The 26,288-nt window shown below is 68.7% G+C and carries 27 protein-coding genes; 20 read left to right on the top strand and 7 right to left on the bottom strand.

Annotated elements, in window-relative coordinates; genetic code table 11:
* Positions 1-292 precede the first annotated feature (292 nt).
* From HMPREF0321_RS01670 to HMPREF0321_RS15870, 3 genes are all read left to right on the top strand, one after another.
* The gene (locus tag HMPREF0321_RS01670) at positions 293-913 is read left to right on the top strand and encodes a superoxide dismutase (RefSeq protein WP_006943682.1); all 621 of its coding nucleotides are present in this window, start codon (positions 293-295) and stop codon (positions 911-913) included.
* A 194-nt stretch (positions 914-1,107) separates the two neighbouring features.
* Complete coding sequence (locus HMPREF0321_RS15875) at positions 1,108-1,287, top strand: hypothetical protein (protein WP_131941659.1); 180 nt, start codon at positions 1,108-1,110, stop codon at positions 1,285-1,287.
* Positions 1,284-1,868 (top strand): hypothetical protein, encoded by a 585-nt coding sequence (locus HMPREF0321_RS15870; protein WP_006943691.1) that lies wholly within the window; start codon positions 1,284-1,286, stop codon positions 1,866-1,868. The genes HMPREF0321_RS15875 and HMPREF0321_RS15870 overlap by 4 nt, the downstream gene beginning before the upstream one ends.
* Positions 1,869-2,216: 348 nt before the next feature.
* Here the strand turns inward: HMPREF0321_RS15870 and HMPREF0321_RS01660 are convergent, their stop codons facing one another.
* Positions 2,217-2,747, bottom strand: a complete 531-nt coding sequence (locus HMPREF0321_RS01660; protein WP_006943676.1) for a YceI family protein — start codon at positions 2,745-2,747, stop codon at positions 2,217-2,219.
* 191 nt (positions 2,748-2,938) lie between these two features.
* Between HMPREF0321_RS01660 and HMPREF0321_RS01655 the strand changes: the two genes are divergently transcribed.
* The 8 genes from HMPREF0321_RS01655 (at position 2,939) to HMPREF0321_RS01620 (ending at position 10,098) form a co-directional block, all read left to right on the top strand.
* Positions 2,939-3,409 (top strand): MarR family winged helix-turn-helix transcriptional regulator, encoded by a 471-nt coding sequence (locus HMPREF0321_RS01655; protein ID WP_006943685.1) that lies wholly within the window; start codon positions 2,939-2,941, stop codon positions 3,407-3,409.
* A gap of 213 nt (positions 3,410-3,622) precedes the next feature.
* Positions 3,623-4,948, top strand: a complete 1,326-nt coding sequence (gene hemL / locus HMPREF0321_RS01650) for a glutamate-1-semialdehyde 2,1-aminomutase (protein ID WP_136788520.1) — start codon at positions 3,623-3,625, stop codon at positions 4,946-4,948.
* Complete coding sequence (locus tag HMPREF0321_RS01645) at positions 4,945-5,664, top strand: histidine phosphatase family protein (RefSeq protein WP_006943634.1); 720 nt, start codon at positions 4,945-4,947, stop codon at positions 5,662-5,664. Before hemL ends, HMPREF0321_RS01645 begins: the two co-directional genes overlap by 4 nt.
* The gene (locus HMPREF0321_RS01640) at positions 5,661-6,263 is read left to right on the top strand and encodes a TlpA disulfide reductase family protein (protein WP_006943681.1); all 603 of its coding nucleotides are present in this window, start codon (positions 5,661-5,663) and stop codon (positions 6,261-6,263) included. Before HMPREF0321_RS01645 ends, HMPREF0321_RS01640 begins: the two co-directional genes overlap by 4 nt.
* A complete protein-coding gene (locus HMPREF0321_RS01635) occupies positions 6,260-7,018 on the top strand; it encodes a cytochrome c biogenesis CcdA family protein (RefSeq protein ID WP_006943620.1) in 759 nt (252 codons plus the stop codon). The genes HMPREF0321_RS01640 and HMPREF0321_RS01635 overlap by 4 nt, the downstream gene beginning before the upstream one ends.
* Positions 7,018-8,763: a cytochrome c biogenesis protein ResB gene (locus HMPREF0321_RS01630; RefSeq protein WP_006943686.1), complete on the top strand. Its 1,746-nt coding sequence runs from the start codon at positions 7,018-7,020 to the stop codon at positions 8,761-8,763. The genes HMPREF0321_RS01635 and HMPREF0321_RS01630 overlap by 1 nt, the downstream gene beginning before the upstream one ends.
* On the top strand, positions 8,760-9,842 hold the full coding sequence (gene ccsB, locus HMPREF0321_RS01625) for a c-type cytochrome biogenesis protein CcsB (RefSeq protein ID WP_239303277.1): 1,083 nt from the start codon (positions 8,760-8,762) through the stop codon (positions 9,840-9,842). The genes HMPREF0321_RS01630 and ccsB overlap by 4 nt, the downstream gene beginning before the upstream one ends.
* A gap of 7 nt (positions 9,843-9,849) precedes the next feature.
* A complete protein-coding gene (locus tag HMPREF0321_RS01620; protein WP_006943689.1) occupies positions 9,850-10,098 on the top strand; it encodes a DUF4229 domain-containing protein in 249 nt (82 codons plus the stop codon).
* A gap of 191 nt (positions 10,099-10,289) precedes the next feature.
* On the opposite strand, the gene HMPREF0321_RS01615 is transcribed toward HMPREF0321_RS01620, so the two are convergent.
* Together HMPREF0321_RS01615 and HMPREF0321_RS14550 are read right to left on the bottom strand one after the other, a co-directional pair.
* Positions 10,290-11,174, bottom strand: a complete 885-nt coding sequence (locus HMPREF0321_RS01615; protein WP_006943699.1) for a 1,4-dihydroxy-2-naphthoate polyprenyltransferase — start codon at positions 11,172-11,174, stop codon at positions 10,290-10,292.
* Between the two features lie 44 nt (positions 11,175-11,218).
* The gene (locus HMPREF0321_RS14550) at positions 11,219-12,553 is read right to left on the bottom strand and encodes an AMP-binding protein (RefSeq protein ID WP_139023525.1); all 1,335 of its coding nucleotides are present in this window, start codon (positions 12,551-12,553) and stop codon (positions 11,219-11,221) included.
* Positions 12,554-12,651: 98 nt separating this feature from the next.
* On the opposite strand from HMPREF0321_RS14550, the gene HMPREF0321_RS01605 reads away from it, so the two are divergent.
* The 6 genes from HMPREF0321_RS01605 (at position 12,652) to HMPREF0321_RS01580 (ending at position 17,487) form a co-directional block, all read left to right on the top strand.
* Positions 12,652-13,395 (top strand): SDR family NAD(P)-dependent oxidoreductase, encoded by a 744-nt coding sequence (locus HMPREF0321_RS01605; RefSeq protein ID WP_006943688.1) that lies wholly within the window; start codon positions 12,652-12,654, stop codon positions 13,393-13,395.
* 302 nt (positions 13,396-13,697) lie between these two features.
* Positions 13,698-14,609, top strand: a complete 912-nt coding sequence (locus HMPREF0321_RS01600; protein WP_040014275.1) for a DMT family transporter — start codon at positions 13,698-13,700, stop codon at positions 14,607-14,609.
* A 212-nt stretch (positions 14,610-14,821) separates the two neighbouring features.
* Complete coding sequence (locus tag HMPREF0321_RS01595; protein WP_006943640.1) at positions 14,822-15,793, top strand: 1,4-dihydroxy-2-naphthoyl-CoA synthase; 972 nt, start codon at positions 14,822-14,824, stop codon at positions 15,791-15,793.
* Positions 15,794-16,096: 303 nt separating this feature from the next.
* Complete coding sequence (locus HMPREF0321_RS01590) at positions 16,097-16,720, top strand: TetR/AcrR family transcriptional regulator (protein WP_006943684.1); 624 nt, start codon at positions 16,097-16,099, stop codon at positions 16,718-16,720.
* Positions 16,721-16,798: 78 nt separating this feature from the next.
* The gene (locus tag HMPREF0321_RS01585) at positions 16,799-17,170 is read left to right on the top strand and encodes a multidrug efflux SMR transporter (protein ID WP_006943680.1); all 372 of its coding nucleotides are present in this window, start codon (positions 16,799-16,801) and stop codon (positions 17,168-17,170) included.
* Positions 17,167-17,487, top strand: coding sequence for a multidrug efflux SMR transporter (locus HMPREF0321_RS01580; RefSeq protein ID WP_006943678.1), 321 nt, complete (start codon positions 17,167-17,169; stop codon positions 17,485-17,487). The genes HMPREF0321_RS01585 and HMPREF0321_RS01580 overlap by 4 nt, the downstream gene beginning before the upstream one ends.
* A 96-nt stretch (positions 17,488-17,583) precedes the next feature.
* On the opposite strand, the gene HMPREF0321_RS01575 is transcribed toward HMPREF0321_RS01580, so the two are convergent.
* The gene (locus HMPREF0321_RS01575) at positions 17,584-18,405 is read right to left on the bottom strand and encodes an SDR family NAD(P)-dependent oxidoreductase (RefSeq protein WP_006943695.1); all 822 of its coding nucleotides are present in this window, start codon (positions 18,403-18,405) and stop codon (positions 17,584-17,586) included.
* A 254-nt stretch (positions 18,406-18,659) separates the two neighbouring features.
* Between HMPREF0321_RS01575 and HMPREF0321_RS01570 the strand changes: the two genes are divergently transcribed.
* Entirely contained in the window at positions 18,660-19,688 is a 1,029-nt protein-coding gene (locus HMPREF0321_RS01570; protein ID WP_006943687.1) for an o-succinylbenzoate synthase, read from the top strand.
* A gap of 286 nt (positions 19,689-19,974) precedes the next feature.
* On the opposite strand, the gene HMPREF0321_RS01565 is transcribed toward HMPREF0321_RS01570, so the two are convergent.
* Together HMPREF0321_RS01565 and HMPREF0321_RS01560 are read right to left on the bottom strand one after the other, a co-directional pair.
* The gene (locus HMPREF0321_RS01565) at positions 19,975-20,742 is read right to left on the bottom strand and encodes an inositol monophosphatase (RefSeq protein WP_006943701.1); all 768 of its coding nucleotides are present in this window, start codon (positions 20,740-20,742) and stop codon (positions 19,975-19,977) included.
* Between the two features lie 137 nt (positions 20,743-20,879).
* Positions 20,880-21,560: a DedA family protein gene (locus tag HMPREF0321_RS01560; RefSeq protein WP_038571631.1), complete on the bottom strand. Its 681-nt coding sequence runs from the start codon at positions 21,558-21,560 to the stop codon at positions 20,880-20,882.
* 112 nt (positions 21,561-21,672) lie between these two features.
* On the opposite strand from HMPREF0321_RS01560, the gene HMPREF0321_RS01555 reads away from it, so the two are divergent.
* Together HMPREF0321_RS01555 and fbaA are read left to right on the top strand one after the other, a co-directional pair.
* On the top strand, positions 21,673-22,473 hold the full coding sequence (locus HMPREF0321_RS01555) for a TrmH family RNA methyltransferase (protein WP_139023524.1): 801 nt from the start codon (positions 21,673-21,675) through the stop codon (positions 22,471-22,473).
* 142 nt (positions 22,474-22,615) lie between these two features.
* Positions 22,616-23,653: a class II fructose-bisphosphate aldolase gene (gene fbaA / locus HMPREF0321_RS01550; protein ID WP_006943632.1), complete on the top strand. Its 1,038-nt coding sequence runs from the start codon at positions 22,616-22,618 to the stop codon at positions 23,651-23,653.
* Between the two features lie 68 nt (positions 23,654-23,721).
* Here the strand turns inward: fbaA and HMPREF0321_RS01545 are convergent, their stop codons facing one another.
* Positions 23,722-26,214: a phosphoketolase gene (locus HMPREF0321_RS01545; RefSeq protein WP_006943697.1), complete on the bottom strand. Its 2,493-nt coding sequence runs from the start codon at positions 26,212-26,214 to the stop codon at positions 23,722-23,724.
* Positions 26,215-26,288 lie beyond the last annotated feature (74 nt).

Below are 26,288 nucleotides of genomic sequence, written 5' to 3'. Positions count from 1 at the left end.
CGAGCGTTGAGGAAGCGCGTCAAAAAAATCGTGCGCTGGCGATCTGGCTCGGTGGGGCCTGAGCTTGCGAAGGTTTTAACGAGCGTTGAGGAAGCGCGTCAAAAGATCGTGCGCTGGCGATCTGACGCGTGCTGACGACCGATCGGGCGCCCAGCCCATCGCGTCACGCATGACGAGAGGCCACGAGTTGGTGCTCGTGGCCTCTCGCGCTTCCCGTCCCAGGTGCGACTGTATCGCATCTGACGAGGTATGCCTTAGTTGCGACTTCGTCGCAGGTAGATAGCGTGGGGTCATGGCTGACTACTCGCTCCCGGAACTTCCCTACGACTACGCAGCTCTCGAGCCCTACATCTCGGGCGAGATCATGGAGTTGCACCACGACAAGCACCACGCGACGTACGTCAAGGGCATCAACACGGCCGTCGACCAGCTGTCGGAGATGCGTGACAAGGAGGAGTTCACGTTCCTCGGCACGCTGGAGAAGAACCTGGCGTTCCACCTCGGTGGCCACGTCAATCACTCGGTGTTCTGGACGAACATGTCGCCTGACGGTGGTGACAAGCCCGTTGGTGATCTCGCGGCTCGTATCGACGCCGACTTCGGGTCGTTCGACAAGTTCCGCGCGCAGTTCGAGGCCAACGCCCTCGGTGTGCAGGGTTCCGGCTGGTCGGTGCTGACGTGGGACATGGTCGCGCAGAAGCTGTACATCGTTCAGCACTTCGACCACCAGGGCAACGTGCCGATCTGCATGGTTCCGCTGCTCATGCTCGACATGTGGGAGCACTCCTACTACCTGCAGTACAAGAACGACAAGGCGACGTTCGTCAAGCAGTGGTGGAACATCGTCAACTGGGCTGACGTGCAGGCGCGTTTCGAGAAGGCGTCGAAGCAGACGCCCGGTCTCATCGTCTGACCGCTGCATCAGTCATCGACGCAAGGGTTGAGGAGGTTCGCGCTCCAGGGGGGGCGCGAACCTCCTCAACCCTTGGCGTCTGCGGCTGTCATTCCCGGCGGTGACGATCGTGGGCGTCATCGTGAGGTGGGGGAGGCCCCAGGGTGGGCCGGCGTCGATGGCGCCGGGCGCGGCGCGCGCGTCAGGCTGGATCCATGACTGTGGAGCGAGTGAGTGCAACGCAGGTGGCGGCTGACCTGGCCGTGGCCTCGTGCGGCGTCGTCGGCCGCGTTCAGTTGCGCGAGCGAGGCGTCGAGCGTCACTACGTGCGTACGCTCGTGCGCCGGGATGCTGCGGGCCCGCGAAAGGCGCGGTTCGGCCTGGCGACGGCGTGAGTGAGCATCGTGTTCGCCACGTGCCGCCGCTGCACGCCCCTCCCGTTCCGCGAGCGCGCGAGGACGTCGCAGCCATTCGTGCCGCCTCTTTCGCCGCCACGGATCACGCGGCCGGGGCGCTGCTCGCGATGACGGTGCAACAGCGCCTCACCACACCTGAGTGGCTCTCTACGGCGTCGCAGATGCACCCCACGCTGCGGCGACGACGTGCCATCGCCGGGTTCATCCGCGACATCGGCGGTGGGTCGCAATCCATCGACGAACTCGCCTTCGTCGCGCACCCGCGTCGACGCCGGTCTCCACTGCCGGATCGTCAGGTCGTGCGCCAGGGCCCCGACGGGGGCTGGTACCTCGATGCACGCTGGAACGCCGACGGCCGCGTCGCCGAGATCGACGGCGCACACCACCAGGGCGGCGCCAACCCGATCACCGACGCACTGCGGCAGAACGCCGTCGCCCTCCACGGCGATCGCGTCCTGCGCGTTCCCGACATCGGCCTGCGCAGCGACCCTGATGCGTTCCTCGACCAGATCGAAGCCGCACTCATCGACGCAGGGGTTGTGGAGGTTCGTGCTCCATGAAGCACGAACCTCCACAACCCCTGTGGTTGCTTGATCGTCGTCAGGCCTTTTTCCGGGCCTGACTCCTCAACGCTCGCTTCGGCAGGATCCTCGCATGACATGCGCGTTCGTCCGCGCCGCGCTCGACGAATACGACGCTGCGGTCCTACCTACGCTCGCTTGATCGTCGTCAGGCCTTTTTCCGGGCCTGACTCCTCAACGCTCGCTTCGGCAGGATCCTCGCTTGACATGCGCGGTCGTCCGCGCCCGGCGCGGGTGAAGCCATCCTCGCTTCGCTGCGGTGACTCCACCCGCGCCGTGCTCGACGAACACGACGCTGCGGTCCTACCTACGCTCGCTTGATCGTCGTCAGGCCTTCGTGAACTCGAGGTCGAGGTTGATCTTGATCTTCTCGCTGATCAGGACGCCGCCACCGTCGAGGGGAGCGTTGAACGTCATGCCGAAGTCGTTGCGGTTGATCTCACCCGACGCCTCGAAACCGGCGCGCGTGGCGCCCCACGGGTCGGTCGCGACACCGTTGAAGTCGTACGAGAACGTGACGGGCTTCGTCACATCCTTGATCGTCAGGTCACCCGTGATCTCGTCGTCCGTGATCTGCGTGGCCTTGAACGTCATCGTGGGGTAGGTCTCGACGTCGAAGAAGTCGCCCGACTTGACGTGCGCATCACGGTCGGCGTTGCCCGTGTCGACCGACGCGGTCTGCACCGTGAACTCGACGCTCGAATCCGAGATCGGGTCGGCGGCGACGACCGTTGCCGAGTAGTCGGTGAACTTGCCGCGCACCTTCGTCACCATGAGGTGACGGGCGACGAACGAGATCTCCGTGTGCGCCGGGTCGATGTTCCAGGTGCCGGCGGGGAGGGTGTTGAGGGAGGCCATGACGAGCCCCTTTCCTTCAGATCGTTGATGGGCGATGCACTCACCGTAGCGGAGTGTTGTTGAATTTTAAACTACATGCCCGGGGGTGCGTATTCCATTCCACACCCCAACAGGGGGTTCGTGTGGAACTGACGCTGAACACCGGGAATACTAGGTCTGTTGAGGAATCGGTTGCAGGAGAGGCGAGTAGCGTGACGCGAGGTGGCGAGACGGCGTGGTTGAGCGAGTCCGAGCAGGCTGCGTGGCGCCACTACCTGCGCGGCGCGCGGGCGCTCGAGACGGCGCTCGATCGTGAACTGCTCGCCCACGGCATGTCGCTGGCCGAGTACGAGATCCTCTCGATGCTCTCCGAATCGGAGGGTCGGCGCCTGCGCATGAGTGCGCTCGCGACCATCGTCGTGCAGTCACGCAGTCGGCTGACGCACACCGCCAACCGCCTCGAACGGCGCGGCTGGGTCGAGCGTCAGCCCTGCCTCGACGACTCGCGCGGTGTCGAACTCGTCCTCACCGAGGACGGGCTGCAGGCCCTGCACGAGGCAGCCAAGGTGCACGTCGCGAGTGTGCGCGCCTTCATGGTCGACGTGATGCCCGCGCGTCAGTTCGCGAGCCTCGGGGATGCCATGCGCCGCGTCGGCGAGGCCGTCGAGGCCAGCGAGCGCTGACGACCGGAGCACGCCACCGCCCCGCGCACGGTGTGTCGAGGCGCCACCTGCCACGCCCGGAGCGAAGAGTATGACGGGACGTTCCCTACGACGGCGCGCACCGGCCGTCCCCGTCGCGGGTGCGACGACGCGACGCTGCTGTGGTGGGCCTCACGGGCCGTGAGGGGGCCGGCGTGGAGGGGATTGTCAGTGCGCGATGGAACAATGATGCGCATGAGCCAGAACACCTCGACGTCTCAGGCATTGCTCGATCACGCCCGCTCGGTCACCCCAGGCGGCGTCAATTCCCCGGTGCGCGCGTTCCGCGCCGTCGGCGGCACGCCGCGCTTCATCCGTGAGGCGAAGGGGCCGTGGCTGACGGATGTCGACGGCAACCGTTACGTCGACCTCATCTGCTCGTGGGGGCCGATGATCCTCGGCCACGCCGACCCGCGCGTCATGGACGCGGTGCAGCAGGCCGCGTCGCGCGGGTTCAGCTTCGGCACGCCGAGCGAGAACGAGGTGGCGCTCGCCACCGAGATCGTCAGCCGCGTCGAGCCGGTCGAGCAGGTACGCCTCGTCTCCTCCGGCACCGAGGCCACGATGTCGGCCATCCGTCTCGCCCGCGGCGCGACGCAGCGCAGCAAGATCGTCAAGTTCGCAGGGTGCTACCACGGCCACGTCGACGCGCTGCTCGCCGCCGCCGGCTCCGGCCTCGCGACGTTCGCCCTGCCCGACTCGGCCGGCGTCCCCGCCTCGAGTGCGGGAGAGACGATCGTGCTGCCGTACAACGACGTCGACGCGCTCGACGCGGCCTTCGCCGAGCACGGTGACGAGGTCGCCGCCGTCATCACCGAGGCCTCGCCGGGCAACATGGGCGTCGTGACGCCGGCGCCCGGTTTCACGAAGGCGCTGCGCGACATCACCACGAAGCACGGCGCTCTGCTCATCTCCGACGAGGTGATGACGGGCTTCCGCTGCTCCGCGGCCGGCTGGTTCGGTCACGAGGGCCAGCAGGGTGAGACGGCGCCAGATCTGTTCACGTTCGGCAAGGTCATGGGCGGCGGCTTCCCGGCTGCCGCGTTCGGTGGGCGTCGCGACCTCATGGAGCTGCTCGCACCCGACGGCCCCGTCTACCAGGCGGGCACCCTCGCCGGTAACCCGATCGCGACGGCCGCCGGCCTCGCGACGCTGCAGGCCTGCACGCCGGAGGTCTACGCGCACCTCGACCGCGTCGCACACACGATCGCCGATGCGGCCTCGAGCGAGCTGACGAAGGCCGGCGTCCCGCACCAGGTGCAGTGGGCGAGTTCGATGTTCTCGATCTTCTTCACCGACGAGGCCGTGACGAACTACGACGGCGCCAAGAAACAGGACATCCATGCCTTCGCCCGCTTCTTCGACGCGATGCTCGCCCAGGGCGTGCACCTGCCGCCGTCGTCGTTCGAGGCCTGGTTCGTCTCCGCGAGCCACGACGACGAGGCCGTCGCGCACATCGTCGAAGCGCTGCCGACCGCGGCGCGCGCCGCGGCGTCCACAGACTCGGCTGCGACACTGTGAGCATGTCCGAGCACGCCACCTCCGATCCGTCGCGGACGCCGCAGCCGTCGCCCGCCGCCGTCAGCGAGCCGCGGGTGCCCGTCACGACGCTCGTGCACCTCGTGCGCCACGGCGAGGTCCACAACCCCGAGAAGGTGTTGTACGGGCGCCTCGATGGATACCACCTCTCTGAGCTCGGGCACGAGATGGCCGAGTTGACGAGCCAGTGGTTGGCGCCACGCGACGTCACGCACCTCGTCAGCTCGCCGCTCGAGCGAGCGCAGGAGACGATGGCGCCGATCGCCGACAAGCTCGGTCTGCCCGTCACGCTCGACGAGCGTGTCATCGAGGCAGGCAACGACTTCGAGGGCATGACGGTGGGCTCGAACCCCAAGCAGCTCATGCAGCCGCGCTTCTGGCCGAAGCTCACCAACCCGTTCCGCCCCAGCTGGGGCGAGCCGTACGACGAGATCGCCGCGCGCATGGATGCGGCGATCCGTGATGCTCGTGATGCGGCATCCGGGCACGAGGCCGTCATCGTCAGCCACCAGCTGCCGGTGTGGACGGCGCGTCGTTTCGCCGAGGGCAAGCGCCTGTGGCACGACCCGCGCTCGCGCGAGTGCACGCTCGCGTCGGTGACGACGATCGAGTTCATCGACGATGAGATCACCGACGTGCGCTACACCGAACCCGCCGGCCGGTTGCTCGCCGCCTCGACGAATGCGGTGGGAGCATGAGCAGCAGCATCACCCGGCGCGCCGCCGCCGTCATCGCTGCCGGTGCTCTGACGTTCGGTGCGACGGCGTGCGGTGACGGCAAGAACGACGAGATCAGCAAGCAGGCGCAGGACCAGAAGGGCTACGTCGGCGGCGACGGAACCGTCGAGGAGCTTCCCGCAGCCAAGCGCGACAAGCCCGTCACGTTGAGTGGCAAACTGCTCGACGGCACCGACTGGAACGTGGAGCAGGCTCGCGGCAAGGTTGTCGTGCTCAACGTCTGGGGCGCCTGGTGCGGCCCGTGCGGGGCCGAGATGCCGCACCTGCAGAAGGCGTGGCAGTCGTACGAGAAGGCGGGCAAGAACGTCGTGTTCATGGGCATCGACCAGCGTGACTCGAACGCCGTCGCCAGTTCGACCCTGAAGAAGTGGGGCGTCACGTACCCGTCCCTGGCCAATGACGACGGCGCCAACCTGCAGGGCCTTCAGCGCAAGGTCTCCGCGACCCCGACGACGCTCGTGCTCGACGCGCAGGGCCGCATCGCCGCGCGCGTCAGTGGGGCGACGACGGAGACGACGGTGCGCAACATGGTCGACAAGGTGCTGGCGGAGAAGGCTTGATCGCGTTGCTCGCGGCGAGCGACTCGCCGAGACAGATCGTCGCGGACGGCGCGTTGCCGCTCGCGATGTTCTTCGCTGCCCTCGCGGGGCTCGTCTCGTTCGCCTCGCCGTGCGTGCTGCCACTCGTACCAGGCTTCCTCGCCTACGTGACCGGCCTGACCGACGAGAAGCGTCGCACCCGCATCATCCTCGGCGCGTGCCTGTTCGTCCTCGGCTTCTCCGTCGTGTTCGTCGGCCTGCAGGCCGCGCTGTCGTTCTTCGTCGACACCGTCGGCGCCCACGACACGCTGCTGCTGCGCGTCGGCGGGGTGTTCGTCATCGTCATGGGCCTGCTGTTCCTCGGCGTGCTCGGCCAGCGCGGATTCACCGTGCGCTGGCGCCCGGCCGCGGGGCTGCTCGGCGCTCCGCTGCTCGGCGCCGTGTTCGCGCTCGGCATGTCGCCGTGCGTCGGGCCGGTCTACGGCGCGATCCTCGCGGCCAACACCGCACTCGGATCGAGCGGCGTCAACGGGCGCGGGTTGCTGCTCACCGCCTGCTACAGCCTGGGCATCGGCATCCCCTTCATTCTCATCGCGGCCGGCTGGAGCCGCGCCGAGCGCGCCTCGAAGTGGTTGCGCGCGCGGCATCGTCCGATCCAGCTCGTCGGCGGCGGCCTCATGATCGCCATCGGCGTGCTCATGGTGACGGGTCTGTGGAACTCGCTCATCGCCGACATCCAGACCCATCTCGTCAATCAGTTCGAACCGGTGATCTAGTGGCCAAGACGTCAGACAACCCCGAACCCGGCGCGTTCCGCGTCGACGACGCTGCTCACGGCGAGGCATCCATGGGCGGTGCGGCGCGCGACGACGTGCCCCGTGACGATGCGGCCGACGCAGACTCGACGAAGACGTCCTCGCGGGACGATCGGGCGACGGTGACGCAGCCGCGTCTCGGGTTCCTCGGCGGCCTGCGCTGGTTCTGGCGGCAGTTGACGAGCATGCGCACGGCGCTGTTCCTGTTGCTGCTTGTCGCGGTCGGGGCCGTGCCGGGCTCGATCTTCCCGCAGCACTCGATCGACGAGCAGCGTGTCACGCAGTACCGCCTCGATCATCCGGATCTGGCGCCGTGGCTCGACCGGCTCGGCATGTTCAACGTCTACAGCTCGCCGTGGTTCGCCGCCATCTACCTTCTGCTGACTGTGTCGCTCGTCGGCTGCATCATCCCGCGCGTCCGGGTGCACTACAAGGCGATGCGGCAGGGCCCGCCCGCGATGCCCCGCCGCCTCTCACGCCTTCCCGCGCACCGCGAGGTGACGCTCGAGGCGACCCCCGAGCAGGTCATCGCCGCGACGCGTACCGTCCTGCGGCGCAAGCGGTTCGCGCTGCGCAAGGGCACGGGCGAGTTCGAGGTCGCCTCCGAGGGCGGCATGCTGCGCGAGACGGGCAACCTGCTGTTCCACCTCAGCCTCATCGGCATCATCGTCTCGGTCGCGGCCGGGCACGTCTGGGGCTGGCGCGGTGACGTCATCGTCCCCGAGGGCAGCGGTTTCGCCTCGACGCCGTCGCGCTACGACACCCTGAAGCTCGGGCCGTGGGTCGATGCGGAGCAGGACATCCCCGACTGGGCGCTCAAGATGAACACGCTCAAGGTGATGTTCGAGAGCAACGTCGACCCGACGAGCAGCCAGTGGGGTCAACCGCGCGACTTCACCGCCGACGTCGACTACCGGGAGTCGGCGAACAGCGCGTGGAAGAAGGACACGATCAAGGTCAACCACCCGCTGAAGGTGGGAGGCGGCGAGGTGTACCTGCTCGGCAACGGCTACGCCCCGAAGATCACGTTCAAGGACGCGAAGGGCAACGTCCTGTATGACGAATCCACGCCGTTCCTGTCGATCGACAACAAGTACAAGTCGACCGGCGCATTCAAGATCTCGGGCGCCTCACCGAAGCAGATCGGCCTCACCGGCTTCTTCCTGCCGACGGCCTACCTCGACCCGAACCTGGGCCCGAGCTCGGCCTTCCCCGACGCCAAGGCGCCGGCGCTGTACCTCACGGCGTTCACGGGCGACCTGTACCCGAACGGTCGCCCGCAGTCGGTGTTCAGCCTCGACACCGGCACGATGACGCAGCTCAAGGACGAGAAGGGCCAGCCGGTGCGTCTGCAGCTCGCCCTCGGCCAGACGGTGCAGCTGCCGAACAACCTCGGCTCCGTGACGTTCGACGCGGCGCCACGGTGGGCGGGGCTGTCGATCCGTCACGACCCCGGCAAGGGGCCGGCCCTGCTGTTCAGCGTCCTCGCACTCGCCGGCCTCGTGCTTTCCCTGACGATCCGTCGTCGGCGCGTGTTCGTCCGCGTCCGTCCCGCTACGGATGGTGACACCGACGCGCGTACAGTGGTTGAGATCGGTGGGCTCGCCAAGGGTGAGGATCCTCGTCTCGCGCTGGCGGTCGACGACATCCTCGAACGCATCAGCCGCGCGGCGGCCCCCACCACGAAGACGACAGGTAAGGCATGATGTCCGCTTTCGCATTCATCGACGAGGCGCACAGCACCCTCGCGCAGAACTCCACGCGCGCCGTGTATGCGGCCGCGCTCGTCCTCACCCTCGCGATGCTCTCGTTCTGCGTCGATCTCGCCCAGGCCCCTGGCCGTCAGGCGCGGGCCGGACGCCGAGGCGCGGCCGATGAGGCTGCTGTCGAGGCCGACGCCATGAGCGCCGAGGCCACGAGCGCCGGCGCGGCAGCGTCGTCGACGGCCAGCGTCGGTGGTGCGACGGCGGTACTCGAACGCACCCGCGAACGTCGTGACCTCGACGGCGACGGCACCCCCGACGTCCCGGCCGACGGTCACAAGCGTCAGTGGGCCGGCACCGGCATGGCGCTGACGTGGCTGGGTGCCGCGTTCCTCATCGCGGGCATCGTCATGCGATCGCTCGCCGTGCACCGCCCGCCGCTGGGCAACATGTACGAGTTCGACCTCGCCGGTACCGCGTTCCTGCTCGTGTGCTTCCTGCTGTGGAGCCTGCGAAAGGACGTGCGCTGGCTTGGCGCGTTCGTCACGCTGCCCGCGACGCTGTTCCTCATCCTCGCGGCGAAGGTGTACTACACCGAGGCGAGCAAGCTCATGCCGTCGCTGCAGTCGTACTGGTTGTCGATCCACGTGACGGTCGCGACGCTGTCCGTCGGCCTGTTCACGATCGGCTTCGTCATCACAGCGCTGTACCTCGCCCAGAAGACGCGCGAGGAGAGGGGCAAGAGCGGCGGTTTCCTGCGCTCGCTGCCCGATTCGGAGACCCTCGACCGCCTCTCCTACGGCGTGCACATCATCGCGTTCCCGCTGTGGATGTTCACCGTCCTGTGCGGCGCCATCTGGGCGCAGGAGGCCTGGGGTCACTACTGGAACTGGGACCCGAAGGAAGTGTGGTCGCTCGTCATCTTCATCGTCTACGCGGCCTACCTGCACAGCCGCGTGACGGTCGGGTGGAGCGGACGCAAGGCCGCCGCCGTCGTCCTCGTCGGCTTCGCGTGCATCCTCATCAACTACGGCGTCGTCAACGTGTTCTTCGTCGGCCAGCACTCCTACTCGGGGCTGTGATCGGCTGATGGCACCTGTCGCTCGTTACACCGTTCTGCGCATCCTCGTCTTCTTCGGCTGCGTGTGCCTGGGCTACCTGTGCGGGCTGCGCAGTTTCCTGCTGCTCATCGTCGCGGCGCTCGCGTCGACGGCGATCAGCTTCTTCGCGCTCAACCGCTTCCGTCAGGAGACGGTCGACGTCGTCGAAGATCGCGTCGAGAAGCGTCGTGCCCGTGCGCAGCAGATGCGTGAGGCCGAGGACGTCGAAGAGGACTGATCGACGCTCGATCCGCACCGGGCCCCTGACGGGCCGGGCGTGCTGGTCGCGGACGAATGATGACGAAGGCCGGCCGTCCCCGAGGGGGCGGCCGGCCTTCGCGTGTGTTGAAGTCTTTGTCGTCGTTGCCGCTGTCGTCGTCGGATTGGCAGCGGATGACGGCGTGGTGGGCGCTGCAGCCGTCAGGGCCGTCAGTGCATGAGGTGCGCGGCGTAGAGGCCGCCGCCGAGGAGCAGGCCGTAGAGCAGCTGGTAACGGCCGGTGCCGGCGAGGGCCGGCACGAGGTCGCGGCCCGTGGCGCCGCGCATGACGCGCAGCACCGGCGGGATCGCGGCGATGAGGGCGACGAAGCCCGCCGCAGCGGCGACGTGGAACAGCGTGCACACCGCGACGGCGGCGACGGACACGGCGATGAGCAGGACGTAGAACGTGCGGGTGGCCTTGTCGCCGAGCCGCACGGCGAGGGTGTGCTTGCCGGCTTCGACGTCCGTCGGGATGTCGCGCAGGTTGTTCGTCACGAGGATCGCGCAGGCGATCGCGCCCACGCCGATGCTGCTCGCCCACGCGGACGGCGACAGCGTGTGGGCCTGCGTGTACGTCGTGCCGAGTACCGCGACGAGGCCGAAGAAGACGAAGACGAAGACCTCACCGAGCCCCATGTAGCCGTACGGGCGCTTGCCGCCGGTGTAGAACCAGGCCGCGAGGATGGCGGCGACGCCGACGAGCAGCAGCCACGGCGTGTTCGACAGCGTGACGAGCGCGAGGCCGACGAACGCGGCGACGAAGAAGCATCCGAACGCGGCGAGCTTGACGTTGCCCGGGTTCGCAAGGCCTTGACCGACGAGACGCACCGGGCCGACGCGGTCCTCGTCGGTGCCGCGGATGCCGTCGGAGTAGTCGTTGGCGTAGTTGACGCCGATCTGGAGGAACAGCGCGACGATGAGCGCGAGCAGCGCATAGCCGGGGTTCGCCTTCTCCATCGCGTAGGCCGCGCCCGTTCCGACGAGGACGGGGGCGATGGCGGCGGGCAGCGTGCGGGGGCGCGCGCCCTCGACCCATTGGTTCAGGGTGGCCATGTGCGGGATGTTCTCCAGGTCGTGTGGGCCGGTGCTCCGGCGATCTAGCGGGGGTCTCGTAGATTGTGCCACTCGGGCGAGCGGGCGATGAGCGCGCGATCGGGCTTGCCGACGCCCGTCAGCGGGATCGTCTCGAGCACGCGGGCCATGGCCGGGACGGCATACGGCGGCAACGCCTTTCGGCACTCACCCATGAGACGCGCGAGCGCGTCGGCGGTTGCCTCGCTACGTTCGGTCGTGACGACAGCCACAGCGACGCACTGCCCCCAGCGCTCGTGCGGGCGGGCGACGACGACGACGTCACGGATGCCGTCGACACCGCGGACGACCTCCTCGACGACGCGCGGACTCACCTTGTACCCGCCGGTGTTGATGACGTCGTCGATGCGCCCCTCGATGTGCAACGCGCCGTCGAAGCGTCCGAGGTCGTCGGTGAGGAACAGCGTCGCCTCGCCGGGTGTCGCCTCGCTGCGTCGGCGCTCTGACAGCCCCGTGGGGGCAGATTCGCGGGACGCGTCGCCGTCGGGAGCGGAGTCGACGGGCGATGAGTCGATCGTGGGCCTGGCGAGAGTGCGTGCGGCGACGAACGTCGCGGCCGATCGTTCGGCGTCGCCGAGGTAGCCACTCGCCAGCGTCGGGCCGGACAGGGCGATGCGACCGAGGCCTTCGTCGTCAGCGTCGAGGACGTGGACGCCGACGCCCGCGAGGGGGACGCCGTCGTAGACGCAGCCGCCGGCCGTCTCGCTCGAGCCGTACGTCGTCACGATGGAGAGCCCGGCGTCGCTGGCGCGCGACTGCAGGTCGGGGGGCGTCGCGGCGCCCCCGACGAGGATGCTGCGGTAGCGCCGAGCCGCCTCGAGAGCGCGCACGCCGACGGGGTCGTCGCGCTCGGCGGCGTCGAGGACGTCACGCAGCTGCGTCGGGACGAGGCTCGTGTGGATGGGGGAGAAGGGCGGCGCGTTGCGGGCGACGAGCGTCGTGGCCCTGGTGAACTGCTCGAGCGACCAGGCGTCCATGACGATCGGTGTCGTGCCCGCGATGAGTGAGCGCACGATGACCTGCGTGCCCGCGATGTGATGCGGCGGCAGCGGAAGCAACCATGTGCCCGCGCCGATGCGCTCGTGGGTCGCGGTGGCGCTCGCGATGAGCGCGTCCTTCGTCAGCATCGCGCGCTTCGGGGTGCCGGTGGATCCGCTCGTCGAGACGACGAGCGCGAGGCGTTCGGGCGCGTCGGTGGGGTGACGCGGGACGTCGGGGGCCGGAGTGCCCGCCTCGTAGGGCGCGAGGGCCGGTCCGGTTCCGGCGAGCGCGGCATCGAGGGCCTCGTAGTAGGGCGTGATGTCGGCGCGGTCGACGGCGAACGGCACGAGCTCAGGCATGACGTTCACTGTACGACGCGCCCGGCAGAGCCAGGTGAGGTGCCTCGCGCCGGCGGACGTCAGGTGCGGGGTGCGGCCAGGACGGGCAGGATGGGGTCATGACTGAGCGCAAGGTGGCAGTGGTGACGGGTGCGAGCAGCGGGATCGGGCGGGCATCGGCTCGCGCTCTCGCGGCGAGGGGGTACGACGTGGTGTGCGCGGCGCGCCGACTCGACCGGGTGGAGGAACTCGCCCGGGAGATCGACGGGCGTGCCGTCCAGTGCGACGTGACGAACGTCGACGACGTGAAGAACCTCGCCGCTCAGGCCGGCTCGCGCGTCGACGTGCTCGTCGCGAACGCCGGTGGCGCGTTCGGTGCCGAGCCCGTCGCGACCGCGAACCTCGACGACTGGCGCCGCATGTACGACGTCAACGTCATCGGAACCGCGGCGACGATCCAGGCGTTCCTGCCGGCGCTCGAGGCGGCACACGGCGTCATCATCACGATCGGGTCGACGGCCGGCATCGTCAGCTACGAGGGCGGCGCCGGGTACTGCGGTTCGAAGCACGCCGTGCGCGCTCTCATGGGGGCGTTGCGCCTGGAGCTGTTCGACAAGCCGGTGCGCGTCTGCGAGATCGACCCCGGCATGGTGAAGAGTGACGAGTTCGCGCTCGTCCGCTTCGGCGGTGACGCCGACAAGGCCGCGGCCGTGTACCAGGGCGTCGAGGCGCCGCTGACGCAGGACGACATCGCCGACGCCGTCGCCTACATTGCCGAACTGCCGGAGCACGTCAACATCGACCAGATGGTCGTGCGTCCGCGCGCCCAGGCCGCGCAGCACAAGGTGCACCGCACCTCCTGACGCTCTCGCCCGCCGGTCCCCAGATGGGGCACGGTGGGTCGAGCGCGGAGCGTGAGGGACGAGCGGTCGGGGCTGGGGATGAGCGATCGGGGCTGGGTGACGACGCTGCCAGGGCCCCGTCTGCATGCCACCGGTTCACGGGCTGAGCCCGTCTGGCGACGCGTTGCGGCGCGGCCGTATCGTGGCGCCCGTCAGCAGTGGTGACCGCGGCGCGGTCACTGTCGTGAGAACCCGGGTTTGCGGCGGCCCACAGATGTTCAGGAGCTTCGGTGGCCCCGTCACGGTTTTCCTCATCCAGCGTCATGTCCTCCTCGACGGCCCCGGCCGTTCTCATGGTCATCGGCTCGTGCACATCCCTGCAGTTGGGGGCGAGCCTCGCGACGCAGCTCTTCGGCCCGCTCGGAGCGACGGGCGTGACGACGCTGCGGCTCGGTCTCGCCGCCGTCATGCTGGCGCTGGTGACGCGCCCGAGGGTGCGCACCTGGACGCGTTCGCAGTGGACGGCTGTCGCCGCGTTCGGCCTCGCTCTCGCAGGTATGAACGGGATGTTCTACGAGGCGATCGCGCGCATTCCTCTCGGCCCGGCGGTCGCCATCGAGTTCCTCGGCCCGCTCGGGCTGGCCGCGATCCTGTCGCGCAAGCTCAAGGACTTCGCCTGGATCGTGCTGGCGCTCGTCGGGGTCGTGATCCTCGGTTTTGATGACGCAGGTGGTTCGCTCGACCTCGTCGGCGTCGCGTTCGTCCTAGGCGCGGGGTTCTTCTGGGCGCTGTACATCCTCGCGAGTGAACGCGTCGGGGGAGCGGTCGACGGCGCGGGTGGCCTCGCGATGGCGCTCGTCGTCGGCACCGTCGCGCTCGTCCCGTTCGGAGCGCAGGGCGCCTGGACGGGGCTGACGGACGTCCATTACCTCGCGCTCGCCATCGGCACCGCGTTCCTCGCCTCCGTCGTCCCGTATGCGCTCGAGCTGTCGGCGCTGCGGCGGCTGCCGAAGGCCGTGTTCGGGGTGCTGCTCGCCCTCGAACCCGTCATCGCGGCGCTCGCGGGTTGGCTGCTGCTCGATCAGGGCTTCGGTGCGACGCGCACGCTTGCAGTGCTCCTCGTCGTCGTCGCCGGCGCGGGGTCGGCCATCACGGCGTCACGGCGTGACGCGACGGTCGGCGTCGCCGCCGAACATGCTCCTGACGAGCTCGCCGCGTCCGTCCACGGAGGGTGACGACGCCCGCGACGGTCGGTGCCGGCGGGCATGCTCCTGCCGAGTTCGCCGCCGTCCATGACGACCGGCACTCTGCCACGGCCAGTGGCGAATGTGGACGAAATTCACGGAGGGGGACGAAAATCGCAGGGGTGCACGGGGCTGCGGGGCCGCCACCGTCGCCCTTCGAGTGGCGCGATGGGGTCGTCACCGCCGCGTCCTAGACTGACGGCATGAGTGAGACCACCCCTGACGAAGCCGTCCGGCAGCCAGAGAACCCCTTCGACCCGAGCGCGTGGACCGCCGTCGAGGGGTTCGAGGATCTCACCGACATCACGTACCACCGCAGTCGCGAACTCGGTTGTGTGCGTGTGGCGTTCGATCGTCCCGAGGTGCTCAACGCCTTTCGTCCGCACACCGTCGACGAGTTGTATCGCGTGCTCGATCACGCGCGCCGCACGCCGGACGTCGGCGTCGTCCTGCTCACCGGCAACGGCCCCGGGCCCGAGGGCACCGGCAGCGCCGGCAAGTGGGCGTTCTGCTCGGGCGGCGACCAGCGCATCCGTGGCCGCTCCGGCTACCAGTACGCGGCCGATCCAACGGGTGACGACTCCGCGAGCGGCGTCGACGAACTGCGTGTCAAGGCCGAAGGTGGGCGTCTGCACATCCTCGAGGTGCAACGGCTCATCCGTACGATGCCGAAGATCGTCATCTGCCTCGTGCCCGGCTGGGCCGCCGGTGGCGGGCACAGCCTGCACGTCGTGTGCGACATGACGATGGCCTCCCGCGAGCACGCGCGGTTCAAGCAGACCGACGCCGACGTCGGCTCGTTCGATGCAGGCTACGGCTCGGCGTACCTCGCGAAGATGGTCGGGCAGAAGTTCGCGCGCGAGATCTTCTTCCTCGGCCGCACCTACACCGCCGACGACATGCACCGGATGGGTGCGGTCAACTTCGTCTGCCCGCACGCCGAGCTCGAGAGCGAGGCCCTGCAGGTGGCGCGGGAGATCATGGCGAAGTCGCCGCAGGCACAGCGCATGCTGAAGTTCGCGTTCAACCTCACCGACGACGGCCTCATGGGCCAGCAGGTGTTCGCCGGTGAGGCCACGCGCCTCGCCTACATGACGGACGAGGCCGTCGAGGGCCGCGATCAGTTCCTCGAGAAGCGCGACCCCGACTGGTCGGGTTTCCCCTGGTACTTCTGAGAACCCCCAGGGCCGCCCGCGCCGTCTCCTGCTGAGGCCGGGGGCCGCCCTCTGCGCGCAAATGCACCCAGGTGCATTTGCGGGCAAGGTGAGGGCGCGGTCTTCGCGCATGGCGGGCCGGGCGTTCCACACGTGATCTGCGATGAGCGCGCACCCGCGGGGGTGCGCGCTCATCGCTTTGGTCCATCGTCCCCCGAGGCAGAGGCAGAGGCAGAGGCAGAGGCAGAGGCAGAGGCAGAGGCCGGCGCCCAGCCCCCGTTCGCGGCATTCGAACTTTACCAACCGAAAGGTAAAGTAAAGGCCATGAGGCAGAGTTCACGTGAGGTCATCCTCGACGCGGCGCTCGCGCTGATGCGGCGTCAGGAGCCGGTGTCGCTCGACACGGTCGCGCACGCGGCCGGGCTGACGAAGCCGGGGCTGATGTACCACTTCAAGACCAAGGAAGCGCTCATGCTCGCGGTCGTCGATCGGGTGGCTGACGACCAGAAGCGCCAACTGGAGAAGCTCCTGGCGGACGTCGACCCCGTGTCGCCGTGGCCGCGGCTGACGGCGTACGTCCGATGGATGCTCGCGGGCGAGGTCGACGAAGCAGACCTCGCGATGATGGCAGATCCGCGCCTGCGCGAGGTCCTCACGCGCCGCTGGGAAGAGCACTTCGAGCCCTGGGTGGCGCTGCCCGAAGGTCTCGACCCGCAGACGCGGGCACGCCTCGAGGGCGCCCGCTTCATGGCCGACGGCGTGTGGTTCGCCGACGCCAGCGGCGCCCTGCCCCTCGACGACGACGGCCGCTCGGGCGTGCAGGCACTCGCCGAACAGCTCCTCGCCCCTCAGACGCAGGGCGAGCGACACGCAGCGTCTTCGCACCAGGGGCATGCTGACGACGTCCTGCATGGGCGCCACATCGGAGATCGGCGCCGTCGACGATGACGCCCCTCACCACACGTCGCCACACGAACCCGACACGAAGCCCGGCAAGAAGATCAAGAACGTGAAGGAGGAGGAGGCGTGAAGAACTACCTGATGCTCGGATGCGCGGTCGTGTGCGAGGTCATCGGCTCGTCAGCGCTGAAGCGCGCGGAGCAGGACGCCGCGTGGTTTCTGCTCACGCTCATCGCCGACCTCGTCGCCTTCGTCCTGTTGGCGTTGCTGTTGCGCCGGGGCATGGCACTCAGCGTCGTCTACGGCATCTGGGGCGCGCTCGGCGTGGCGCTCACGGCATTCGTCGGGACGGTGGTGTTCGGCGAGCCCTTCACGCTGATGATGGGTTGCGGCGTCGCACTCGTCATCGGGGGCGTGATCATGGTCGAGGTCGGCTCCGACTCCCAAGCACCGGCCGAGGACGGTTCGAGCGCGACGATGAACGAGGTGCGCGCGTGAGCTACATCTTCCTCGTCAGTGCGGTCATCAGCGAGGTGATCGGCACGGCCTTCATGCGCGTCGCAGCGCAGGGGCGGGCCCGGTACTACGCCGTGGTCGGGGTCGCTTACACCCTGGCGCTGTACCTGCTCGTGCGCACTCTGAGTGAAGGCATGGGCATCGGTGTCGCGTACGGCATCTGGGCCGCCGCAGGCGTCGCGCTGACGGCACTCGTCAGCCGGTTCGTGTTCAAGGAGCCCATCACTCGCATGATGTGGTGCGGCATGGCCCTCATCGCCGTCGGCGTCGTGCTCATCGAGGGTGGCGCACACGCCTGAGGCCCTCGACGTCGCCGCTCTGGAACCGGCCTTGCCGACGACGAACGCACCGGACGATCCGTGATCGTCCGGTGCGTTCGTCTTGTCTGCGCTGCGTCAGCCCTGCGTCCAGCTCCGCGTGGCCTCGAACACCTTCGAGCCGTCGAGGTCCGCGAGCGACATCCCCGCGAACGTCGTCGCCGCGTCGCTCGTCTGCCAGCGGAAGCGGTACTCGTCCGACAGGGCCGCCCCGGCGATGGCCTCGCCCGCGCTCTCGGCGCTCTGGGCGTTGGCGAAGGCACCTTCGGTGCGCTTCATGTACGCGGCGAGCAGGTCGGCGTACGGCCCCGCGTCGTCGCGCTGGACGTTCTCGACGAAGTTCGTCGCCACGGCGGCCGGTTCGATGACGCTGACCTTGATGCCGAACGCCGCGGCGACCGTCGACAGCGACTGCATGAAACCCTCGACGGCGAACTTGGCGCCGCAGTAGGCGTCGGCGAACGGCTGGCCGACGGCGCCGCCGACCGACGTCACCGTCAGGATCATGCCGGACGTGGCCTTGCGCATGTGCGGCAGTGCGGCTTGCGTCAGCGCGACGGCCGAGAAGTAGTTCGTCTCCATCTGCTCCTTGATCGTCAGCATGTCGAGCGTCTCCGCGGTAGCGACGCACCCGCGCCCCGCGTTGTTGACGAGCACGTCGAGTCGCCCGTACTGCTCGACGACCGCATTGACGAGCTTCTCGCCCGCGCCATGATCGGTGACGTCGAGTTCACGGACGTCGAGCGTGACGCCCGCCTTGGCCGCCGCCTCGTTGAGCTCGCCCGCCTTGTCGAACGAACGAACCGTCGCGACGACCGTGGCGCCCGCCTTGGCGAGAGCGATGGCGGCGTGCAGCCCCATGCCGCTGGAGGTTCCGGTGATGAGCGCGATCTTCGTCATGACGCCATTGTGTGTCCGCCTCCTGAACACGAGCGAATCGGTCGAGTAGGAGCGGCAGGATGCGCCGATTCGACCCTGCCGCTCGTATTCGCGGGGGCGCTGCGCGCGAGTGTGGGAAGCGCCGCCCGCGCATGGCCGTCAGATGGCATGAAGGCAGTTCATGTCCCGGGCTGGACGCGCGGGCCTGCACGTGGCGTAAGGGCGGTTCGTGTCCCGGGGCCTGCATCGCGGAAGCTGCTGCGACGATAGGGGGCATGAACGCGCGGCCTCTTGAACTGCCCCTCTCGTCGCTCGATGAGCTGCTCGATGGGTTCGAGGTCGTCTCGATTCCGCTCAACACGCGCTTTCGTGGTGTGGAGCATCGCGAGTGTGCCTATCTTCAGGGGCCTTGTGGTGCAGGAGAATTCGCGCCGTTCCTCGAGTACGGGCCGGCCGAGGCGTCGCGCTGGCTCGCGGCTGCGATCGAGGCGGCGTACCTCGGGTGGCCCGAGCCGGTGCGCGCGACGGTGCCCGTCAACGCGACCGTCCCGGCTGTTCCCGCCGGCGCCGTCGCCGGGGTGCTCGCCCGGTTTGATGGGTGCCGCACCGCGAAGGTCAAGGTGGCAGAGAGGGGCCAGAACCTCGACGACGACGTCGCCCGCGTCGCCGCCGTCCGTGACGGCCTCGGCGCCGACGCGAAGGTGCGTCTCGACGCGAACGGCGGATGGGATGTCGACCAGGCCGTCGCCGCGATCACACGACTGGCTGCGTTCGACCTCGAATACGTCGAGCAGCCCGTCATGCCCGTCGAAGATCTGGCGCGCGTTCGGAAGACGCTCGCGCGCAACGGAATCGACGTTCTCATCGCCGCCGACGAGTCGATCCGCAAGGCCGACGACCCGATGCGTGTCGTCGAGCTCGAGGCCGCTGATCTCGCGATCGTCAAGGTCGCGCCGCTCGGGGGAGTGCGCGCGGCGCTGCGCATCGCAGACGAGACAGGCCTCCCGATGGTCGTCAGTTCGGCGCTCGATTCGAGCCCCGGGATGGCGGCCGGCGTGGCGCTCGCGGCTGCTCTGACCGAGCTCGATCACGCGTGCGGCCTCGGCACGATCAACCTGCTCGACGGCGACGTCATCGCCGACCCCCTCGTCCCTCGTGACGGGACGATCGACGTAGCTCGCGCCGCCGCCGCGCGCCACCTCGACCCGACGTGCGTCGAGCGTCACCGCGCGAGCCCCGAGCGCCGGCAGTGGTGGCGCGAGCGACTGATCGCGAGCTACCAGCACCTGAAGCGCGACGCCTGACCGACGCTCACCACCTGACCGACGCAGACTGCCTGACCGACGCAGACTGCCTGACCGACGCTCGGCGCGGGTTCGTCATGCCCCGGTCAGAGCTGCGAGCCGGCATGGCGGGTTTTCGGCCCTCAGGGGCGCCGCTGGGAGCTGTAATTCCGCATGGTGGGGTTGCAAGCTCCTAACCGACAGCCGGCCGGCTCACACGGCCACGCCCCCACGCAGCCAGCGCGACCCACTCAATCGGCGCCACTCACTCAATCGGCGCCACTCACGCAGGCAGCGCAGCGCGTCATCAGACGAACGGCCGCAACCGCTCGTGCAGCGCGGCGTCGGCCGTCACGAGCAGCGGCTTGGGTGTCAGTTCGTAGCGCGGGTCGTACGGCGAGCCGTCGGCGTAGGCGGAGACGCCGCCCGCCTCGCGGATGAAGAGCGCGCCGGGCGCGTGGTCCCACGGCTTCGTCGTGACGTACAGGATGTAGTCCGCGCCGCCCGAGGCGATCTGGGGGTAGTCGACCGCGCAGCACACCCACGACAGCCCGAGCGGCGGCAGCCCGTCGAGTGATTCGCCGACGCGCGTCTGACGTGACGTCACGCCCTTCGGGGCATCGCCGACGACGTGCGGCTCGATGCGCACCCCGTCGAGGAAGGCGCCATTGCCCTTCTCCGCGACGTACGCGTGCCCGAGCTGCGGCTGCCACATCCAGCTGCGGACGATGTCGCCGCCGCGCATCTCGGCGACCATGACGCCGTGGTTCGGTGAGCCGTGGACGAAGTTCTTCGTGCCGTCGACGGGGTCGACCGTGAACCAGTGGTCGGCGGATTCGATGCGGTCGAGGATGCTCGGGTCGGCTGCGACGGCTTCTTCGCCGACGATCAGCGCGTCAGGGTAGGCCTTCTGCAGTTCGGCGGTGATGAACACCTCCGCCTCGCGGTCGGCGACGGTGACGAGGTCGCCCGGGTTCTTCTCGGTCACCTCGTGCGAGGCGAGCGCCTCGAAACGGGGGTTGATGTAGGTCTCGGCGGCTTGCTGGAGCAGGGTCAGAACAGCCTGGGTATCCACGCCCTCATCCTAGGGAGTGACGCGACGTCCGACGAACCGCACGCACGAACGGCGCCGCGGCCTGGGCCGGGCGCCGCTCGTCAGCGTTTCTCGATGCGGCAGCGTTGCTCGCTTCGTCAGCGTGGTCGCGACGAGTTTCAGTTGTCAGGGTTGTGGTCGACGATGTCGCCGGCTTCCTTGACGAGCGCCTTGGCGCGCTTGCGGTGCTTGACCCACTCGAAGATCATCGGCAGCACGCTGACGAGGACGACGACCATGATGGCGGCGTCGATGTTCTTGCCGAGGCTCGGGAAGGCGCGGCCGAGGAAGAACCCGGCGAACGTCACGACGAGCACCCACAGCACGGCACCGATGGCCGACCAGGTGAAGAAGCGTTTGCGGTCCATGTGGCTCGCGCCCGCGACGACGGTGATGAACGTGCGGACGATGGGCACGAAGCGTCCGATGACGAGGGCCTTGCTGCCGTGCTTGTCGAAGAACGCGTTCGTCTGGTCGAAGTACTTCTTCTTCAGCACCCTGCCGTCGCGTTCGTACAGGGGGGTGCCGACGATCCGCCCGATCTCGTAGCCGACGACGTTGCCCGCGAACGCGGCGACGCACAGAGCCGGCAGCGAGACGTAGAGGGGGATGTCGAAGCCGCTCGTGGCAGACGTCGCGGTGAACATGCCGATCGCGAACAGCAGCGAGTCGCCGGGCAGGATCGGGAACAGGAGCCCGCATTCGATGAAGACGATCGCGAGCGAGATCCAGAAGAACGCGCCGCCGAAGTGGGCGAGCAGGTAGTTCGGATCCATGAACTGAGGGCCGAGGGCATGCATCACGAGGCCGAGCCTACCGGCGGGCGATAAGAAACCGCTGAGACGCGCGGGTGAGGTACGGCGCGTCACCCGGACGATGGTGAACTCGTCGCGCCCGCCTACGCTGACGGCCATGGCAGACGTGGACGGGGCGAAACAGATCGACGACGGCGACGCACAACACCGCCGTGCTGACGCTGGGGGCACGGACGAGGTCGGCGTCGGACCGTGGCAGGGCGCCTGGCCGAGCACACCCGACGGCTCGCTCGACCCGCGCTACGACCCCGAGCTGCTCGAGCACGGCGACCGCCGCAACGTCGAGGATCGTTTCCGCTACTGGCGGCACGACGCCATCGTCGAAGAGCTCGACACGGCGCGTCATGCGTTTCACGTCGCCGTCGAGAACTGGGAGCACGACTTCAACATCGGCTCCGTCATCCGCACGGCGAACGCGTTCAACGCCAAGGCTTTTCACATCGTCGGACGGCGGCGCTGGAACCGTCGCGGCGCGATGGTGACCGACCGCTACCAGCACGAGTTCCACCACCCCACGGTCGACGACCTGCTCGCCTGGGCCGCCACGGCCGGGCCCGTCGACGCCGCCGGCCACCCCACGCGCCTGCCCGTCATCGCCATCGACAACGTGGCGGGCAGCGTCCCGCTCGAGGCGTTCGACCTGCCCGAGCACTGCGTCCTGCTCTTCGGCCAGGAGGGCCCGGGTGTGAGCGCCGACGCGCTCGAACGCGCCGACGCCGTCCTCGACATCGCCCAGTTCGGTTCGACGCGCTCGATCAACGCGGGCGCCGCGGCCGCCGTCACGATGCACGCGTGGATCCGACGGCACGTGTTCGGCCAGCGTGTCGACGGCGACGCCCATGGGAGCGCAATCGGAAGCAGCCACGCGGACGCCGGCGACGCCCACCCCCGCGCCTGACGCGGCCGGAACTCGGGCGAAGCAAACTCCCGCCGCCCGCCCCGTTGCGCGACGCCCCGTGCGAGGATGGACGCAGCGGGCCAGCCGCTCACGAAGTGCGCCCGAAACGCGTCATTGTTGTGCCAACACGAGAGGTGATGACATGCCCATCGCAACCCCCGAGATCTACCGCGAGATGCTCGATCGCGCGAAGAAGGAGGGCTTCGCGTACCCGGCCATCAACGTGTCGTCGTCGCAGACGCTGAACGCCGCCATCCGTGGCTTCGCCGAGGCCGGTTCGGACGGCATCATCCAGGTCTCCACCGGTGGCGCCGAGTACTTCTCGGGCCCGACGCAGAAGAACATGGTCGCGGGCGCGCTCGCCATGGCCGCGTTCGCTCGTGAGGTCGCCAAGCAGTACGACGTCAACATCGCCCTGCACACCGACCACTGCCCGAAGGACAAGCTCGACGGTTTCGTCCGTCCGTTGCTCGAGGCGTCGATCGAGAACGTCAAGAACGGTGGCGAGCCGTTCTTCCAGTCGCACATGTGGGACGGTTCGGCCGTGCCGCTCGAAGAGAACCTCGAGATCGCCCAGGAGCTTCTCGCCAAGTGCAAAGAGGCGAACATCATCCTCGAGATCGAGGTCGGTGTCGTCGGCGGTGAAGAGGACGGCGTCGCCAACGAGATCAACGAGCAGTTGTACTCGACGCCGGAGGACGCCATCGCGACCGCCCAGGCGCTCGGCGCGGGCACTGACGTGTACTACATGACGGCCCTGACGTTCGGCAACGTGCACGGCGTCTACAAGCCGGGCAACGTCAAGCTGCGCCCGTCCGTCCTCAAGGACGCGCAGGACGCTGTCAAGGCGAAGTTCTCCGAGGCGGAGGACAAGCCGTTCCACCTCGTCTTCCACGGCGGTTCGGGCAGCTCGCCCGAGGAGATCGCCGAGGCCGTCTCGTACGGCGTCGTCAAGATGAACGTCGACACCGACACGCAGTACGCGTTCACGCGTCCCGTCGCCGGTTGGATGCTCGGCAACTACGAGGGCGTCCTCAAGATCGACGGTGAGGTCGGCAACAAGAAGCTGTACGACCCGCGTGCCTGGGGCAAGGCCGCCGAGGAGGGCATGGCGAAGCGTGTCGTCCAGGCCTGCAACGAGCTCGGTTCGGCTGGCAAGAGCAAGGCCGCCAAGGCCTGATCACCTGACCCGCCGCTGAGGAACGGCTCGCCCCGAATGATCGGGGCGGGCCGTTCGCGTGTCAGGTATCAGACGTTGTCGCCGCCCGTGTCCTGCTGCGGGCCGCCGGTTTCGGTGCCGGTGTCGCCGGCGTCGGACCACACCCACGACGCGACGGCGGGGAGGTCCTCGCCGTTCTCGTAGGCGTAGGCGCGTGCCTCGAGGCGCAGATCCTGCATCTCCTGACGCAGCCCCGCGCAGCGTGCACCGAGGCCGGGTACACGGTCGAGGACGTCGATGACGAGGTGGAAGCGGTCGAGGTCGTTGCGCATCACCATGTCGAACGGCGTCGTCGTCGTGCCCTCCTCGATGAACCCGCGCACGTGCAGGTTGCTGTGGCCGCTCCGGCCGTAGGTGAGGCGGTGGATGAGCCACGGGTAGCCGTGGTAGGCGAACACGATGGGCTTGTCGGGTGTGAAGATCGTGTCGAACTCGCGGTCGCTCAGGCCGTGCGGGTGCTCCTTCTCGGCCTGCAGGCGCATGAGGTCGACGACGTTGACGACGCGCACCTTCAGCCCCGGCACGCGTTCGCGCAGGATCTTCGCCGCGGCGAGCACCTCGATCGTCGGGATGTCGCCCGCGCAGGCGAGCACGACGTCGGGCTCCTCGCCGGCGACCTCGGTGCCGGCCCATTCCCAGATGCCCAGGCCGCGCGCGCAGTGCCGGACGGCCTCGTCCATCGTGAGCCAGACGGGGTTGGGCTGCTTGCCTGCGACGACGACGTTGACGTATTGCTCGGTGCGCAGGACGTGGTCGAACGTCGACAGCAGCGTGTTCGCGTCGGCCGGCAGGTAGACGCGGATGACGTCGCTCTTCTTGTTGACGACGTGGTCGATGAAACCGGGGTCCTGGTGGCTGAATCCGTTGTGATCCTGACGCCACACGTGCGAGCTCAGCAGGTAGTTGAGCGACGAGATGGGTCGACGCCAGCCGATCTCGTTCGTCACCTTGAGCCACTTGGCGTGCTGGTTGAACATCGAGTCGACGATGTGGATGAACGCCTCGTAGCTCGACATGAGCCCGTGGCGGCCGGTGAGCAGGTATCCCTCGAGCCAGCCCTGGCACTGGTGTTCCGACAGCATCTCCATGACCTGCCCGACGCGGCCCATCGGGTCTTCGGCGTCGTTGGGCTCGTACGCGCCCATCCACTGCTTGTTCGTCGTCTCGTAGACGGCCTGCAGCCGGTTCGACGCGGTCTCGTCCGGACCGAAGATGCGGAAGTTCTCAGGGTTCGCGGCTGCGACGGCGCGCAACCACTCGCCGAGCACCCGCGTCGACTCGGCGACCGAGGTGCCGCGCTCGTCGTCGCGGCCCGCGTCGACGGCGAAGTCGCGGAAGTCGGGCAGTTCGAGGGCGATGCGCAGTTCGCCACCGTTGGCGTAGGGCGTCGCGCCCATGCGCAGCTCGCCGTCGGGGGCGAGGGCCATGATGTCGTCGGCTGGGCGGCCGGCCTCGTCGAACAGCTCGTCGGGGCGGTAGCTGCGCAGCCACGCGTCGAGGTCGTGGAGGTGTTCGTCGGTGTCGCGGGCGTTGGCGAGCGGCACCTGGTGGCTGCGCCAGTGACCCTCGGCGACCTTGCCGTCGATCGTCTTCGGGCCCGTCCAACCCTTCGGCGTGCGGAAGACGATCATCGGCCAGTGCGGACGCTCGGCGTTCTCGGCACCCGCTTCGGCGGCCTCGGCCTTGATGCGGGCGATGTGGTCGAACACCTCGTCGAGCAGCGTCGCGAAACGGCGGTGGATCGAGATCGGATCCTCGTCGTCGAAGCCCGCCTCGAACACGTACGGCGTGTGGCCATAGCCGCGCATGAGGGCATCGAGCTCCTCGTCGCTGATGCGGGCGAGCACCGTCGGATTCGCGATCTTGTAGCCGTTGAGGTGCAGCACGGGCAGGACGACGCCGTCGGTGACAGGGTTGACGAACTTGTTCGAGTGCCACGACGTCGCGAGCGGCCCCGTCTCCGCCTCGCCGTCACCGATGACGGTGAACGCGAGCAGTTCGGGGTTGTCGAAGACGGCCCCGTAGGCGTGGCTGAGGGCGTAACCCAGCTCTCCGCCCTCGTGGATCGAGCCGGGCGTCTCGGGTGCCGCGTGCGACGGGATGCCGCCGGGGAAGCTGAACTGCTTCACGAGCCGGCGCAGGCCCGCCTCGTCGAGCCCGACGTTCGGGTAGATCTGCGAGTACGTGCCCTCGAGGTAGGTGTTGGCGACCATGCCGGGGCCGCCGTGGCCGGGGCCGGTGACGTAGATCGTCGGCTGAGAGCGCTCGGCGATGACGCGGTTGAGGTGGGCGTAGAGGAAGTTGAGCCCGGGCGTGGTACCCCAGTGCCCGAGCAGGCGATGCTTGACGTTGTCGCGCGTCAGCGGCTCGCGCAGCAGGGGGTTGTCGAGCAGGTAGATCTGCCCGACCGACAGGTAGTTGGCGGCGCGCCACCAGCGGTGGATCGTCTCGAGAGTCGCGTCGGTGAGCTCGGTTCCGGGGGAGGGCTGCCAGGGGGTCGCGGTGCTGACGTGGAAGGTCATGCCTCCATTCTCGTCGTGCGGCACGAGCGATGAAAGGGGCTGGGACGTTGGTCCTGACGCTCGGTGGAGTCGGT

The organism is Dermacoccus sp. Ellin185 (assembly GCF_000152185.1).
GTDB classification, from domain to species: Bacteria; Actinomycetota; Actinomycetes; order Actinomycetales; family Dermatophilaceae; genus Dermacoccus; species Dermacoccus nishinomiyaensis.
The sequence above is the reverse complement of the archived record's forward strand: the minus strand, read 5'-3'. Positions and strand labels throughout refer to the sequence as shown.